Origin of the sequence: Priestia sp. FSL P4-0332, from assembly GCF_038005845.1 — a bacterium.
Lineage (GTDB): Bacteria > Bacillota > Bacilli > Bacillales > Bacillaceae_H > Priestia.
This window is the reverse complement of record NZ_JBBOUA010000001.1, coordinates 2,814,181-2,828,524: the sequence shown is the minus strand read 5'-3', so window position 1 is coordinate 2,828,524 and position 14,344 is coordinate 2,814,181. Positions and strand designations below refer to the sequence as shown.

Sequence of the window (14,344 nt, the reverse complement as noted above, 5' to 3'; positions counted from 1 at the left end):
ACTTTATAAGCCAACTTCGCGGGCACTCCAGTCCCAAAATTCTTCTGCGAGCCGCTCATCTTTTGCTCTTGAAGAAGGGGGAGTCACGCGTTTTTTATAAAAGTAAGCGCCGCTAATATGCGTTACTTCAGGGCTGTCTGCTAAATAAATAGCCGTTTCAGCACCTTGAAGAGGTGTTAAAAAGAAAGGGCGAAGCACGGCGTGAACGCTTTTTCCGAAACCCGTTTGACGGTTAACGCCGATAGCGGTAGAAACGGCTCCGGGGTGAAGGCAATTTACGGTTACCGAAGTGTCTTTTAACTTTTTACTTAAATGGACCGTAAATAAGTTATTCGCTAATTTAGACTGCGAGTATCCTCGCCATATTCCGAATCCTGTTGTTAAGTGAGGGTTGTTGAAGTCTATTTTTCCAGCTTTATGAGCACCGGACCCAACGTTTATAATGCGTCCTTGCTGAGATTTTTTCAGCGGATCTAAAAGTAAATTAGTTAACAAAAAGTGACCCAAATGATTGACACCAAGCATCATTTCAAAGCTGTCTTGGGTTGTTTCACGCTTGATTGTCACCACGCCCGCGTTATTAATCAGCACATCAAGCACGCTGTAACGAGACGTAAAGTCTTCACTGAAAGCTCGGATACTGTCGAGAGAAGCTAAGTCACAGGTCATAAGAGATATGGAATCCGAGCCGCTTTGACGCTTCGCTTCTTCTAAAGCGGGATTTCCTCTTTCTTCATTTCGGCAAACCATAATGACTTCGAATCCTTTTTTGGCTAGTTCAATCGTTGCAGCCAGTCCCATTCCTGAGTTGGCACCCGTAATTAACGCTCGTTTTGCTGTCATGAGTATGTCCCTCCCAACTACATCTTTTTTCTAGTGTATAAGATAAGAAGATACGTCGTCCACTTCTAGCTTTTTCTTTTATTTCTTTCATGTTTTAAAAAAGGGCGTAAAATTTGCACAGAAGAGAAAATGTTGCACAAAGGTCAATATTTTACACCCTACTCGTCAATTAAAGCGGTTTCATAAATAGCGGATTTCGCTAAAATAAGACATAGGGAGGTGCTAGTAAGATGAATAGCCAAAGTAAATTACAGGAGACAGAATATGTTCCTTTAGAGCAAGAACTTAAAAGAGAACCATCGATTAATACGAAAAAACGTAAAAATTTGAAAAATGTAGGTTTATTTGCACTATTTGTAGGGCCCGCACTTTTAGCGTTTTGTGTGATTGTACTTATACCATTTTTTACAGGGATTTATTACTCATTTACAGACTGGAACGGAGTAAATGGTACGATTAACTGGGTGGGACTTGATAACTTTAAGTACTTGTTCACCGAAGATAAGCAGTTTCAGCAATCGTTTTGGATCACAACAAAATATACGGTCGTTGCGATTATCTTAACGAATGTGGTTGGATTCGTGTTAGCAATCCTTGTTACTCAGATGTTAAAAACACGAAACATTTTACGTACGGTTTTCTTTATGCCGAATTTAATTGGCGGACTTTTACTAGGATTTGTATGGCAGTTCATTTTCGTAAAAGGATTTGCATCTATCGGACAAATTACGGGAATCTCGCTTTTTGAACTTCCTTGGTTGGGAGACGCAAAAACAGCATTTTGGGGCATCGTGATTGTAAGTGTATGGCAAGGAGCAGGCTATATCATGCTTATTTACACAGCAGCACTGCAAAACGTACCGCAAGAGCTGATTGAAGCAGCAAAAATTGACGGAGCAAGCAGATGGCAAATTCTTCGTCATATTACAATTCCAATGGTAGCGCCGGCAGTAACGGTTTGTTTATTCTTAACGATTTCATGGTCATTCAAAGTATTTGATGTCAACTTATCATTAACAAACGGTGGTCCATTCAAATCAACAGAAATGTTAGCGCTTAACATTTATACAGAAGCATTTGTTAATAACAGATACGGTCTAGGTGAAGCAAAAGCCTTAATTTTCTTCATCGTCGTAGCAGCGATTACGATTATTCAAGTAACATACACGAAGAAGAAGGAGGTTGAATCGTAATGGGAAACAAATATACGAGCAAAACCTTTATTGTTGAAATTTTAGCGGTCCTGCTTGGACTTGTGTTCTTGGTTCCCTTTTATTATGTGCTTTCAAACTCGTTGAAGTCATTTGCAGAAATTTTGTCAAACACATCGGCACTGCCAACAACGATTCAGTTTCAAAACTTTGTTAATGCATTCAACCAAATGAATTACTTAAAAGTGCTTAGCAACTCGCTAATCATTACAGTCATCAGTAACGCAGTTCTAGTCATCTTCTGTTCAATGGCAGCTTACATGCTGGTTCGAACAAAGAAAAAAATCAGCAGCATTATCTTTATGGCATTCGTAGCGGCAATGGTTATTCCGTTTCAATCTATCATGATTCCGCTTGTAAAAGTAGCAGGAAACTTAAATCTGTTAAACAGCATTTGGGGTATCGTGATTATGTACTTAGGCTTCGGTTCTGGTATGACGATTTTCTTATACCACGGATTTATTAAAGGAATTCCAGTCGAGCTAGAAGAAGCGGCAATCATCGACGGATGCTCGCGTCTAGGCGTATTCTGGAGAATTGTATTCCCGTTATTAAAGCCAATTACAGTAACCGTAGTTATCTTAAACAGCCTATGGATTTGGAATGACTTCTTACTTCCGTCTCTTGTTCTGCAAGATCCTGAACTAAGAACGATTCCGCTTGCGACATTCTTCTTCTTTGGTCAGTATACAAAGCAGTGGGATTTAGCACTAGCAGCACTTGTGATCAGTATTATTCCGCTATTAATCTTCTTCTTTGCAATGCAAAAACACATTGTTAAAGGAATTACAAGCGGTTCAATTAAATAATAGTATCGGCAACAGGGCTGGTTTTGAGGCTGAGGCGTCAAAACCAGCAGCAAATAGGGAGGAACGGAAAATGGCATTTAAAATGAAAAAATGGCCTTTAGCAGTAGGTGTTTTATCGGCTACGCTTTTATTTTCAACTGCGTGTTCAAACGAAAGCGCATCTGGTAATAAAAAAAGCGGCGGAGATCAAGTGGTAGTAGATGTATTTCAAGGAAAAGTAGAAATTGCTGATCAGCTAAAAGCTCTAACTGATCAATACACAAAAGAACATCCAAACGTAAAATTTAATATCCAAACGGTGGGTGGAGGAGCTGACGGTGCAGCTGCTTTAAAAGCGCAGTTTGCTTCAGGCAATGCACCTGACCTTTTCACAAACGGCGGATATCAAGAGGCAAAAACGTGGAAAAATAAATTAGAAGATTTATCCGATCAGCCTTGGATTGATGACGCGTACGAAAACACACTTACACCAATGACGATGGACGGTAAAGTATATGGACAGCCAATCAGTCTTGAAGGCTATGGATTTACATATAACAAAAAACTGTTCAAAAAAGCAGGCATTAAAGAACTGCCAAAAACGTATTCAGAATTAGAAGCAGCGGCTAAAAAGCTGAAAGCTGCCGGCATTACGCCATTTTCTATCGGCTACGGCGAGTGGTGGGTGCTTGGAAACCACGGCTTAAATATTCCATTTGCCAGTCAAAAAGATCCCGATGCATTTATTAAAGGATTAAATGACGGCAGTGCGAAAATCGCAGGAAATGAGCAGTTCAAACAGTATGTAAAGCTGCTTGATTTAACAGTAAAATATGGAAACAAAAATCCTTTAACGACGGACTACAACACGCAAGTAACAAAATTTGCGAACGGTGAAGCAGCGATGATTCAGCAAGGAAACTGGATTCAGCCAATGCTTGATAAAATTACGCCGAACATGGATGTAGGCATTTTACCTATGCCGCTAAGCGACGATGCGGCTGTAGCTGACAAGCTTGCAATCGACGTTCCAAGCAACTGGGTTATTCACAAACAAGCACCAGCGGCAGATAAAAAAGCAGCAAAAGACTTCTTAAACTGGATGGTCACATCTAAAGAAGGCCAAAAAGCGTTAGTAGAAGACTTTAAGTACATTCCAGCCTTTAAATCAATTGAAGCAAAAGACATCGGACCTTTAGGCGAAGAACTTCTTAAATATTCTAAGGATCAAAAAACGATTCCTTGGGAATGGACAAAGTTCCCTGAAGGCGTAACGCAAAAATTCGGAGCGGATGTACAAGAATACATCGGCGGCCAAACATCTGAAGATGAGCTATTAAAATCATTAGATAAAAGATGGGCTGAATTGAAGTAATAGAAAAGACAACCTTGGGGTTGTCTTTTTTTTGTGGGTACACAAACCAGAAACATAGCTGTATTTATCTAAAAAAAAAAAGGCGGCAGAATTTATGTGTTCTGCCGCCTTTCTGCGTTATCACTTAACTTCTTGGCCAAAGCATAACGGCTACGCCAATTAGACACACAAGTCCGCCAATCCAATCATATGTATCGGGCATTTTTTTATCAACCCACCACGCCCAAAACAGGCTTAAAACAATAAAAATGCCGCCGTAAGCTGCATATACACGTCCAAAGTCCGGAAACGACTGCCACGTAGCAATGACGCCGTACAGCACCAAAGCAATACCGCCCAGCAGCCCTAACCAGCTTGATGCTCCTTCGCGCAGCCACTGCCAAATCAAATAGCCGCCGCCAATTTCAGCGAGACCCGCTAGGATAAAAAGAAAAATCGCTTTAATCATAAACTATACTCCTTATATCATCATTTCTTCTCTTTATTCTATCTTACTTTTTTCGTTTGATGGACCATTTGTTCGTTTTAAATAAGTGTACTGGAAAGCATTCCTTTATCAATTTGTCTTCAAACCTGCTAAACTATTAATAGTATGAATTCATTATAAAACGTTTGTAAGAGTACAAAGAGTCATCCAATTATTGATGCTCAGCGCACTTTTACAAAAGGTAGAAGTTAGTAGTAAAGGGACTATTTAAAAGAATAAAACGTTTAACAGTATAAAGCAGTAAAAAGAATGCAGATATAGGGGTTTGGTAAAATGAGTTTAGATCATAAAGTGATACGCATTGAGCTGCCTACGCCATTTCCAATTGGACCAGTGAATGTGTTTTTATTAAGAGCAGACAAGTTAACGTTAATTGATGCAGGGATGAAAACCAAAGAAGCGTGGAATGTTTTTGAAGAGGCGCTTCGTAAAGAAGGATATAAAGTAACAGATATTGAACAAGTTATTCTTACTCATCAGCATCCGGATCACACTGGATTTTTAGAATGGCTGCCGAGTGATATACCGGTTTACGGTCATAAGCTTGTGGAGCCTTGGATTTACCAAGATGAAGAGTTTGTTCAGCAGCATAATGAGCTATACCGTAATTTCCTTATCGAGTTTGGAGTCAGTGATGATGTAATGGATACATGGCTTCGTAAAGCAACGGCTGCAATTCAAGTATATTCACCTAAAGGGCAGAAGCTAGCAGGGTATTTGAAAGAAGGAGATACACTTCCGTATGCGAGTGAGTGGGAAGTAATTGAAACGCCGGGACATTCCTTAACTCAGCTGATGTTTTACAATCGCAAAGAAAAAGTCGCGTTTGGCGGAGATCATATTTTGCCAAAAGTACCGTCCAACCCATATTTAGAGCCAACCATTCAAAATCCTAAGCCAAAGCCGCTATTGGACTACTTGGCGTCTCTTGAAAAAACGTTGAACTACGACATTGATTTGATTTATAGCGGTCATGGTGAACCGCTTAATGACATTCATTCTTTAATTATGGAACGTATTCAAAAGCAGCATAAATGGGCGCTGCGCGTGTTACAAGCAATGGGGGAAGGAAAGAAAACAACGCTTGAAGTCAGCGCTGCTTTTTTCCCGGATATGTATCAAAAAGCACCCGACTTTATTTTCTCAGAAGTGTACGGCCAGCTTACGTATTTAGAGAAAGAAGGATACGTTGAATTAACAAAAAATGAAGAAGGCGTCTTGCTGTGGGAAACTACACGTGTGCTTGCTCCTCAGTCATAACATAAAAAAACCAGCTTCTTTAAAGAAGCTGGTTTTGTCTGCTTATAGTGAATGCAAGCGCTCAATGCGTTTTTCAAGCGGCGGGTGAGTAGAGAATAAGCGAGAGAACTTTTCTTTACCGCTAATTTTAAAAGCAGCAATGGATTTTTGACGGTCATCTACTAATGAAGTAGTATGACGAAGCGATTCTAACGCATAAATCATTTTTTCCTTGCCGCCGAGTTTAGCTGCAAGCTCATCGGCCTTAAATTCACGTCTTCTTGAATGCCAGAAGATAATCGGGCTGCTTAAGATACTAAAGAGAATCTCAAATACAATCGATGTAAGGAAATAAACAACCATCGCAAACTCTTCTCGCACAAAGTTTGACACCGCTTTGGCTACTAAACGAGAGAAGAAAATAACGAATGTATTTAATACTCCTTGCAGAAGCGTAGTTGTGACCATATCACCGCTTTTAATATGCGCTATTTCGTGAGCGATAACGCCGCTGATTGCATCGCGGTCCATACGTTCAAGCATTCCGCTTGAAACTGCAACAAGCGAGCGTCTTTTACTTGGCCCAGTTGCAAAAGCATTAACTTCCGCTGAATGATAAATTCCGACCTGAGGCATTTTTCTTAATCCTGCAACAGATGCAAGTCGGTGCGTTTCTTCGAGAACAAATCGTTCGTATTCACCTTGAGGGGAACGTTCATCAATAACTTGAACACCCATCATCCACTTTGCCATCATGCGGGACATCATAAGAGAAATAATGGCGCCGCTGAAGCCGGCAATTACGCTAAATGCCAGCAGGCCGCCGTAACCGCTGCTTCCCATATAGCTTTGAACACCTAATAAAGATGTAATCGTTGTGATTGTAATTAATACTAAAATATTAACGAAAATAAACAGTGAAATTCGTTTTAGCACAAGTCTTCCTCCTTTAACTAATACGTGCATGATAGGTATACGGTTGGAGGAGAGAAAAGGTTTCATTTATTTATTCAAAGTTATTAAAAAGGTTATTATGCTAAGTTATTAAATAGTAAATATCAAATTACAAAATGAGATACAAAAAGTAGCGGGATGTATGATTTACTTTATAATCAAGAGCATTTTTTAAAAGAAATTTTATAATTTACGTCTATCTTAGGACGAGAAGTACTAAAATAATAAAAAAAGGTGTTCAAATCATGAACACCTTTTTAGTAAAAATATTTAAAGATTAATAGTAAATAACTTTATTACGTTTAAAAATTAACCTTTGGTTCTGTACCTAATTTAATACGTTTGAAGTTTTTAATATGTTTCCATGTAATGAAAACAAAAATAACGGCTGCAAATACCATTAATACTACATCGCCTACATAAATTGATGCTAAAAAGGCAACCAATGCGCCAATAGGTGAAGATAAGGATACGTATTTAGAAATTTTGAGAGAAATTAAAAAAGCAAGAATCCCTAGAATGAAAGCTAATGGTGAAAATGCAAGGAATACACCAGCTGCAGTCGCTACAGATTTTCCTCCTTTAAACTTTGCAAAAACCGGATAGCTATGTCCAAGAATAGCGATAAATCCAGGGACAAGCATATGCAAGTGACTATTCATCATAAGCGGTAAACAGACAGCTAGCGAACCTTTTGCTATATCGCCGATCAATACTATAATACCTGCTTTCTTTCCTAAAGTGCGAAAGGTATTAGTAGCTCCTAAGTTACCGCTCCCGTGCTTGCGAACATCGGTTTTGTAAAATCCTTTTCCAATCACTAAAGCAAAAGGAATTGATCCAATGAAATAAGCTAATAAGATAATTATGGCGTTTGTTAGTATGTTCATTATTGGCACCTCAAATTGTGTTGTTATTATTCATTTTATAGCAAGATATCAAGAGTAAAGTTTATTTTGTTTCTGAACACTTCTATCAGTATGTAATGCTTCCCAGGGAGTAAATTGTGGTTTCTTAAATAGTGGAAGGTAGCTTTTATATGGATAGAGGGTGCTGGCTGTTTCGGTAGAGTATGTGTAAATTCAACTGTATTTTTAGCGGGATAACTTCATGACTTTATGCTAAGATGTTTTTGAATTTTCAAGCCTTCCTACGTATTAGGACGAATCCACATGTCCATTATAAATATGTAAAAAAAGAAAAGAGAGTAGGCGGAAAGGCAAAAATAAAAAACTTGCTACAACACCAGCGAAGTTTTTTGCGCATAAGCCGTTCTGATTTTTTCTACAAAATAAAGAACTTGTAATACAATTTTTAAAATATAACATAAATGTTTAAGGATTAAAAGATATTTTGGGTATATTGTATTAGAAGGAATGTCTTTTAATATTTTTTTATAAAAAATAAGACAAATAAATTAACAAATCAAAAAAAATATAATAGAATGTAAAACAGTGTTTCGAAATATTAACTTCTTAAAGTTGAAAGGGGTTCTGCACTTGTTGTGGACAGATATCAAAGAACGAGAAGTAGTTATGTACAAAAACTGCCAGGCGAAAATTTTAGAAAAAAAAGGGCCGAATAAAATAGTCGTTCGAAATCTAGAATTCCCGGAAAAAGGGGATTGGATATCAGCCGAGCTTGATTTTGAAGCTGTTGAAAAATTTGAGAAGAGTCGAGAACACTAATAATAAAAACATTTTATAATCCTTTTATTTGTTATATAAGAAAAAGCCGAGCTTACATTTTGAGTTCGGCTTTTTTTGTTTATATCTAATTCGCTCTCTTTATGAAGAGCTCCTCGTTATTACATGTAAAACGACGCTTTTCCTCTCATTTATTTTCCACTATTAAACTATTTCTACATAAAAACTTATTTTCGTTTGGGACTATCAGCCTATTTTAGCAGGCGTATTTTTGCCGCTTTTTTCATATACAAACGTTCAGAAACAAAACTTTTGTGCATACATTGAAGACAAAGGGGGAGGATACAATGGGAAAAGCAAGTCGTATATTGAAATGGGTCAGCGGAGGTTTAGAGGCTCTTTGGGGGATTCCCCTCTTAGGCGGCACCTTGGTTATAAGTCTAGCCTACACGCCGCTCATTCTAATGCTCGCATTGCATATTGTAGGTTTAGTATTTGTCATTAAAACAAACAAAGTTCGGACAGGGCATATCATGGGAATTGTCTGTTCCGCTATTGCCTGGATTCCTGTGGTCGGTATGATCATGCACATTTTAACGGCTATTTTCTTACTGATAGAAGCAGCCAAAGATAACGAGCTATCTGAAGACGCAGCATAAAAGAAAAGCCGCCTGATTTTTAGGTGGTTTTTTGTATTTATTAACAAAGACCTGTAGGCTCTCTTGTTTTGGAAAATCCTTTATATGTTAGAATATTAGAAGTATTTTCTAAAAAAGGGGGTAAACATAATAGACAAAGTAAATCAAAAAAACAAAAGACTTTTTACAGCAGGACTCATATTAGTCGCTCTTGTAAGCTTTATATTTTTACTATGGAGTAAAGGATGGGTAATTCCTAATGCGATAAGTGCCAATCGCTATGATGTAAAAGGCGTAGACGTATCTTCTTATCAAGGGGAGATTGATTGGAGTGTGCTGAGTAAACAAGATATTCAGTTTGCTTTTATAAAAGCAACGGAAGGAAGTTCATTTCAAGATCCTTTATTTAAACAAAACTGGGAACAAGCAAATCGGAAAAACATGCGGATCGGAGCTTATCATTTTTTTAGCTACGATAGCAAAGGTTCCACACAAGCGGCTAATTTTATCAAAGCGGTCTCTCTTAAAAATAACGATTTGCCTCCAGTGATTGATGTAGAATTTTACGGAGATAAAAAACAAAACCTTCCGTCTCAGAAACATGTATACAAGGAGCTTTCTAGCATGATTAAACGTCTTGAATCTCATTATGACAAGCGCGTCATTCTTTATACGACGCCTAAAGCGTATGACTTGTATATTAAAAACAGATATCCTGAGTGTGATATTTGGATTCGCGATGTTGTGAAAAAGCCTACTCTTGAAGAACAGAAGAAATGGACGTTTTGGCAGTATACGGACAAAGGGCGGTTAAGCGGCTATAAAGGTAAAGAAACGTTTATTGATTTAAATGTGTTTAACGGAAACAAAGCAGAATTTGAAAAATACTAGTTTACTAGAAAGGTAAGAGATGGAGGAAAAAATAATGCCTACTTACAACAAGCTAGTGCGAGATAAAATTCCCACGATTATTGAACAAAGCGGAAAAACCTTCAAATCACGCGTGCTCCAGCGAGAGGAATATCAACATGAGCTGACGAAAAAGGCAAAAGAAGAGCTTCAAGAGTACATAGAAGCCCAAACGCATCAAGAGGCTATTGAAGAGCTTGCAGATTTACTGGAAGTTATGCACGCGCTAGCAGCTGTGCACGGGGCCACGCCAGAACAACTTGAGAAAGTGCGTGAGGAGAAGGCGAAGGAGCGCGGGAAGTTTGATGATCGGGTTTATTTAGTGGAAACAGAGGAAGTGTAGTTTGATGGTGCAATAGTGGAGGGAGCGAGCGGTGGCAGGTGAGTTTTAATTTAAAAGTAGGAGAAATAAAAAAAGCTTATTTAACAGAACAAGAAATTTGGAAGATCATTAATCAATTTTTCGCTAATGGTCACTTTACCACAACGTATAAATATGGATTAATGAAAGCTTTAATTGAAAACCTATATAACGTTGACAATCGGTTAGTACTCACGTTTGATCAAGTGTATTTTTCATTTGCTAAAATATATTGGAATTTGGTTATTCATCATGATTTAAATCAATTAAATACACACAATAGACAAGCTGGAATTCAAAAAGAGCTAAAGGAATTTCAGTTAATGCATGGTGTCCCCAATAAAGTAGTATTTGATCGTTTACCAAGTAATCTTCAATTGCAGTTAGTAGAAAGAACTAAAAAAGTGGGGGCGAGGTATGTAGTAGGGGTGTTATACGGAGATATGGAAGGTTCTATTTATGAGTTTGATAAAAGAACAGAATACATAAAGTTTAATAGCAGTATGTATATTTTTTTACAAAAATATAGACAAATTGTTACTCATTTAACCAATTATCATTTGGCGAAATTTTTAGAAAAGCATAATGACAAAAATAAGTTAGATGATGTCTTATTGAAAGTGGAAAATATTTCAAAACACGAATCGCTGCATGCATTCTATAACATACTTTGGAAATACGAAACAAAAGAATGTTTTTATTGTGGAAAACGTCTTTCTGATAAACGCATCGCTACTCATGTAGATCATTTTATTCCATGGAGTTATATCCAATCAGATAATATGTGGAATTTAGTGTTAAGCTGTCAAAGTTGCAACACAAAAAAGAGCAATAAACTTGCTAAGAGTGTATACCTCGAGAAGATGTTTGTTCGTAACGATAATCTTAAATTAACAGCAGTTCACAATGATTTTAACTATTATTCGGAGCGTAAGTTAGAAGCTCTTTATGAGTATGCTGGAATGAATGGATACGTAGAAAACTGGTCTCCTTAACCCCAAGTATTTGTCTTTTCATCTCAGTTACAAAATCCCCTCTTGAAATTTTGTTCACCAAACAAGTAAACTAAAGATATAAGTTTGGTAAAATAGGGATAAGAAATTCATGAGGTAAGGGAGAACAAATCGATGGAGATGGATCAAGAGAAATTTAATAAAGTGATTGAAGCGGCAAGGATGTATTATATTCTTGATTATAATCAAAGTGAAATTGCAAAAAAGCTTGGTGTATCAAGGCCTACGGTTTCTCGATTGCTGCAGACAGCAAAAGAAGAAGGCATTGTTCAAATTAAAATTGTGGATTCATCTATCAATAGTGAAAAATTGTCTTCTCAGCTTGAACAAAAATTCAATTTAAAAAAAGCAATCGTCACACCGGTGCCTCAATATGAAAATCACATTATTAAAAGTCATCTAGGCGTGGCAGCAGCTGACTATCTCTATGACATCGTAAAAGATGGAGACATTATTGGGGTGACGTGGGGAACAACTCTTTATCAAGTGGCCATCGATTTAAAACAAAAGTATGTGAATGACGTGCAGGTTGTGCAGTTAAAAGGCGGAGTAAGCCATTCGGAAACGAGCACGTATGCTTCTGAAATTATGTACTTATTTGGAAAGGCATACAATACGCCTCCTATGCATCTTCCTCTGCCTGTAATTGTCGATCACGTAGTAGTCAAAAAAGCAATGGAAACGGATCGTCATATTAAGCGCATTTTAGATTTAGGCAAACAAGCCAATATTGCCGTCTTTACTACGGGACCCATTAAAACCGATTCGCTGCTTTTTCAGCTTGGCTACTTTTCCGAACAAGATGTAGAGATGATTTCCTCGCGAGCAGTAGGAGACATTTGTTCACGCTTTTTTGATAAAGATGGACAAATTTGCAATGAAAGCCTGGATGAACGGACGCTTGGACTTGATTTGGAAGAACTAAAGAAGAAAGAGTACGCTATTTTAGTAGCCGGCGGCGATCAGAAAATTGACAGCATTTACGGAGCGCTGCAAGGAAAATTTGCAAATGTGCTCGTTACTGATCAGTTCACGGCGCGCTTTTTGTTAGATAAACAAGAGTAAGGGAGATGAAGACGCTGTTTTTTCAAGAGCAAAAGCTTCATCGGATTGAAATAGTAGAAGATAGTGTATCTTATTCGGCGTCATCTCTGCAGGCACAGCGAAATCGGTATCCTTTTCAAGCAGACGTTTCAAAAGACGGAGTGATTGCCAAAGGAACCACGGGCTATATCATTAAACGGTGGGGAAGAATGTATTTTTCTCCTTATGCTAATCAAAAAGGAATTGAACGGTTTATGCCGCCTGATCAGCCATACGTATTAATTCCTTATAAAAAGGTAAAGAATAAGTACCGAATCATGTTGTCATTTGTGATAAAAGCTGAAAAATAAGGGAAGACTTCTGAGTGCGGAAGTCTTTTTTTATTCACTAAAACAGCGGCTATAAATATTTTTGAACAAATGTAAATATATATGTTTACAATTGTTCAAAGCTATTATATAGTAAGGGTGTAAGTTGTTGAAAACGTTTTAGTGGATGCACAATATGCAGATACTTTTAGGGGGAAAACGTCATGAGAATGGTTGACTTAATTGAAAAAAAACGTAATGGACATGAATTAAATAAAGCTGAAATTGATTTTATTATTGAAGGTTATACAAAAGGGGATTTACCTGATTATCAGCTATCGGCATTTGCGATGGCAATTTACTTTCAAGGAATGACACAGGAAGAACGCGTGAATTTAACGCAAGCAATGGTTGAATCAGGCGATCAAATCGACTTATCAAAAATTGAAGGTATTAAAGTAGACAAACACAGCACAGGCGGCGTAGGTGATACAACAACACTTGTATTAGGACCTTTAGTAGCTGCGGTTGATGTACCGGTTGCCAAAATGTCTGGCCGCGGCTTAGGACACACTGGCGGTACGATTGATAAACTTGAAGCAGTGCCTGGCTTCCACGTTGAAATTACAAACGAAGAATTCATTCGTTTAGTAAATACAAATAAAATTGCCGTTATCGGTCAAAGCGGAGACTTAACGCCAGCGGATAAAAAACTTTATGCGCTTCGTGATGTAACAGCAACAGTTGATTCGATTCCGTTAATTGCAAGCTCAATTATGAGTAAGAAAATTGCAGCTGGAGCAGATGCAATTTGCCTGGATGTAAAGACTGGGAACGGCGCGTTTATGAAGAAGCTTGAAGACGCTGAAGAATTAGCAAAAGCAATGGTTGAAATCGGAAAAGGCGTAGGCCGAAACACAAAAGCAATCATTTCCGATATGAGCCAGCCTCTAGGTTTTGCGGTTGGTAATGCGCTTGAAGTGAAAGAAGCTATCGACACGTTAAAAGGCGAAGGACCTGAAGATCTAACAGAGCTTTGCTTAACGTTAGGAAGTCACATGGTTGTACTTGCTGAAAAAGCAAGCAGCTTAGATGAAGCGCGTGCAATGCTTCAAGAGGTAATTAAAAACGGAAAAGCACTAGAATCATTCAAAACATTCTTAAGCGCACAAGGCGGAGACGCTTCTGTTGCAGACGATCCGTCTAAATTACCGGATGCAGCGCACAAAATTGAAGTGCCAGCAAAAGAAGATGGATACATTTCAGAAATCGTTGCAGAAAAAATCGGCGTAGCAGCAATGAAGCTAGGTGCAGGACGCGCAACAAAAGAATCTGAAATCGACTTAGCAGTTGGTATCATGCTTAATAAAAAAGTTGGAGATTCAGTGAAAAAAGGCGACTCTCTTGTTACCATCCACAGCAACAGCGAAGATGTACAGGAAGTAATGGATATCGTTTATGATTCTTACAGCACGGTTGCTGAAAAAGTGGAAGCTCCAACGTTAATTTATAAAGAAATTCATTAAGA

General features: G+C 38.0%; 16 protein-coding genes. 12 read left to right on the top strand and 4 right to left on the bottom strand.

Going from position 1 to position 14,344, the window contains the following annotated elements; all coding sequences use genetic code 11:
• Positions 1–3: 3 nt before the first annotated feature.
• Positions 4–843, bottom strand: a complete 840-nt coding sequence (locus MKY06_RS14380; protein ID WP_053487382.1) for an SDR family oxidoreductase — start codon at positions 841–843, stop codon at positions 4–6.
• A 230-nt stretch (positions 844–1,073) separates the two neighbouring features.
• Between MKY06_RS14380 and MKY06_RS14375 the strand changes: the two genes are divergently transcribed.
• The 3 genes from MKY06_RS14375 to MKY06_RS14365 all read left to right on the top strand — a co-directional run bounded on the left by MKY06_RS14375 (position 1,074) and on the right by MKY06_RS14365 (position 4,217).
• Positions 1,074–2,036: a carbohydrate ABC transporter permease gene (locus MKY06_RS14375; protein ID WP_013057494.1), complete on the top strand. Its 963-nt coding sequence runs from the start codon at positions 1,074–1,076 to the stop codon at positions 2,034–2,036.
• Positions 2,036–2,863 (top strand): carbohydrate ABC transporter permease, encoded by an 828-nt coding sequence (locus tag MKY06_RS14370; protein WP_013057493.1) that lies wholly within the window; start codon positions 2,036–2,038, stop codon positions 2,861–2,863. The genes MKY06_RS14375 and MKY06_RS14370 overlap by 1 nt, the downstream gene beginning before the upstream one ends.
• A 70-nt stretch (positions 2,864–2,933) precedes the next feature.
• A complete protein-coding gene (locus MKY06_RS14365; RefSeq protein ID WP_064471794.1) occupies positions 2,934–4,217 on the top strand; it encodes an ABC transporter substrate-binding protein in 1,284 nt (427 codons plus the stop codon).
• Positions 4,218–4,341: 124 nt separating this feature from the next.
• Here the strand turns inward: MKY06_RS14365 and MKY06_RS14360 are convergent, their stop codons facing one another.
• Positions 4,342–4,665: a YnfA family protein gene (locus MKY06_RS14360; protein ID WP_014459650.1), complete on the bottom strand. Its 324-nt coding sequence runs from the start codon at positions 4,663–4,665 to the stop codon at positions 4,342–4,344.
• A 312-nt stretch (positions 4,666–4,977) separates the two neighbouring features.
• Here MKY06_RS14360 and MKY06_RS14355 point away from each other — a divergent pair, with 312 nt between their 5' ends.
• A complete protein-coding gene (locus MKY06_RS14355; RefSeq protein WP_098322370.1) occupies positions 4,978–5,964 on the top strand; it encodes an MBL fold metallo-hydrolase in 987 nt (328 codons plus the stop codon).
• A gap of 42 nt (positions 5,965–6,006) precedes the next feature.
• On the opposite strand, the gene htpX is transcribed toward MKY06_RS14355, so the two are convergent.
• Both htpX and plsY read right to left on the bottom strand, forming a co-directional pair.
• Positions 6,007–6,879 carry a protease HtpX gene (htpX, locus tag MKY06_RS14350; RefSeq protein ID WP_098278019.1) on the bottom strand — a complete coding sequence of 291 codons (873 nt, stop codon included), beginning with the start codon at positions 6,877–6,879 and terminating at the stop codon, positions 6,007–6,009.
• A 320-nt stretch (positions 6,880–7,199) separates the two neighbouring features.
• Positions 7,200–7,787 (bottom strand): glycerol-3-phosphate 1-O-acyltransferase PlsY, encoded by a 588-nt coding sequence (gene plsY / locus MKY06_RS14345; RefSeq protein WP_098278018.1) that lies wholly within the window; start codon positions 7,785–7,787, stop codon positions 7,200–7,202.
• A 609-nt stretch (positions 7,788–8,396) separates the two neighbouring features.
• On the opposite strand from plsY, the gene MKY06_RS14340 reads away from it, so the two are divergent.
• The 8 genes from MKY06_RS14340 to MKY06_RS14305 all read left to right on the top strand — a co-directional run bounded on the left by MKY06_RS14340 (position 8,397) and on the right by MKY06_RS14305 (position 14,342).
• Positions 8,397–8,585: a hypothetical protein gene (locus MKY06_RS14340; protein ID WP_016764545.1), complete on the top strand. Its 189-nt coding sequence runs from the start codon at positions 8,397–8,399 to the stop codon at positions 8,583–8,585.
• Between the two features lie 305 nt (positions 8,586–8,890).
• Entirely contained in the window at positions 8,891–9,202 is a 312-nt protein-coding gene (locus MKY06_RS14335; protein WP_098278017.1) for a hypothetical protein, read from the top strand.
• Positions 9,203–9,331: 129 nt separating this feature from the next.
• Positions 9,332–10,072: a glycoside hydrolase family 25 protein gene (locus MKY06_RS14330; protein ID WP_081252146.1), complete on the top strand. Its 741-nt coding sequence runs from the start codon at positions 9,332–9,334 to the stop codon at positions 10,070–10,072.
• Positions 10,073–10,106: 34 nt separating this feature from the next.
• Positions 10,107–10,433, top strand: coding sequence for a nucleoside triphosphate pyrophosphohydrolase (locus tag MKY06_RS14325; RefSeq protein WP_013057482.1), 327 nt, complete (start codon positions 10,107–10,109; stop codon positions 10,431–10,433).
• 38 nt (positions 10,434–10,471) lie between these two features.
• Positions 10,472–11,446 (top strand): HNH endonuclease domain-containing protein, encoded by a 975-nt coding sequence (locus tag MKY06_RS14320; protein ID WP_097812560.1) that lies wholly within the window; start codon positions 10,472–10,474, stop codon positions 11,444–11,446.
• A gap of 138 nt (positions 11,447–11,584) precedes the next feature.
• Positions 11,585–12,529 carry a sugar-binding transcriptional regulator gene (locus MKY06_RS14315; protein WP_026106623.1) on the top strand — a complete coding sequence of 315 codons (945 nt, stop codon included), beginning with the start codon at positions 11,585–11,587 and terminating at the stop codon, positions 12,527–12,529.
• Positions 12,530–12,534: 5 nt separating this feature from the next.
• The gene (locus tag MKY06_RS14310) at positions 12,535–12,858 is read left to right on the top strand and encodes a hypothetical protein (protein WP_098278016.1); all 324 of its coding nucleotides are present in this window, start codon (positions 12,535–12,537) and stop codon (positions 12,856–12,858) included.
• A 182-nt stretch (positions 12,859–13,040) separates the two neighbouring features.
• A complete protein-coding gene (locus MKY06_RS14305; RefSeq protein ID WP_013057477.1) occupies positions 13,041–14,342 on the top strand; it encodes a pyrimidine-nucleoside phosphorylase in 1,302 nt (433 codons plus the stop codon).
• The last annotated feature ends 2 nt before the right edge of the window (positions 14,343–14,344 follow it).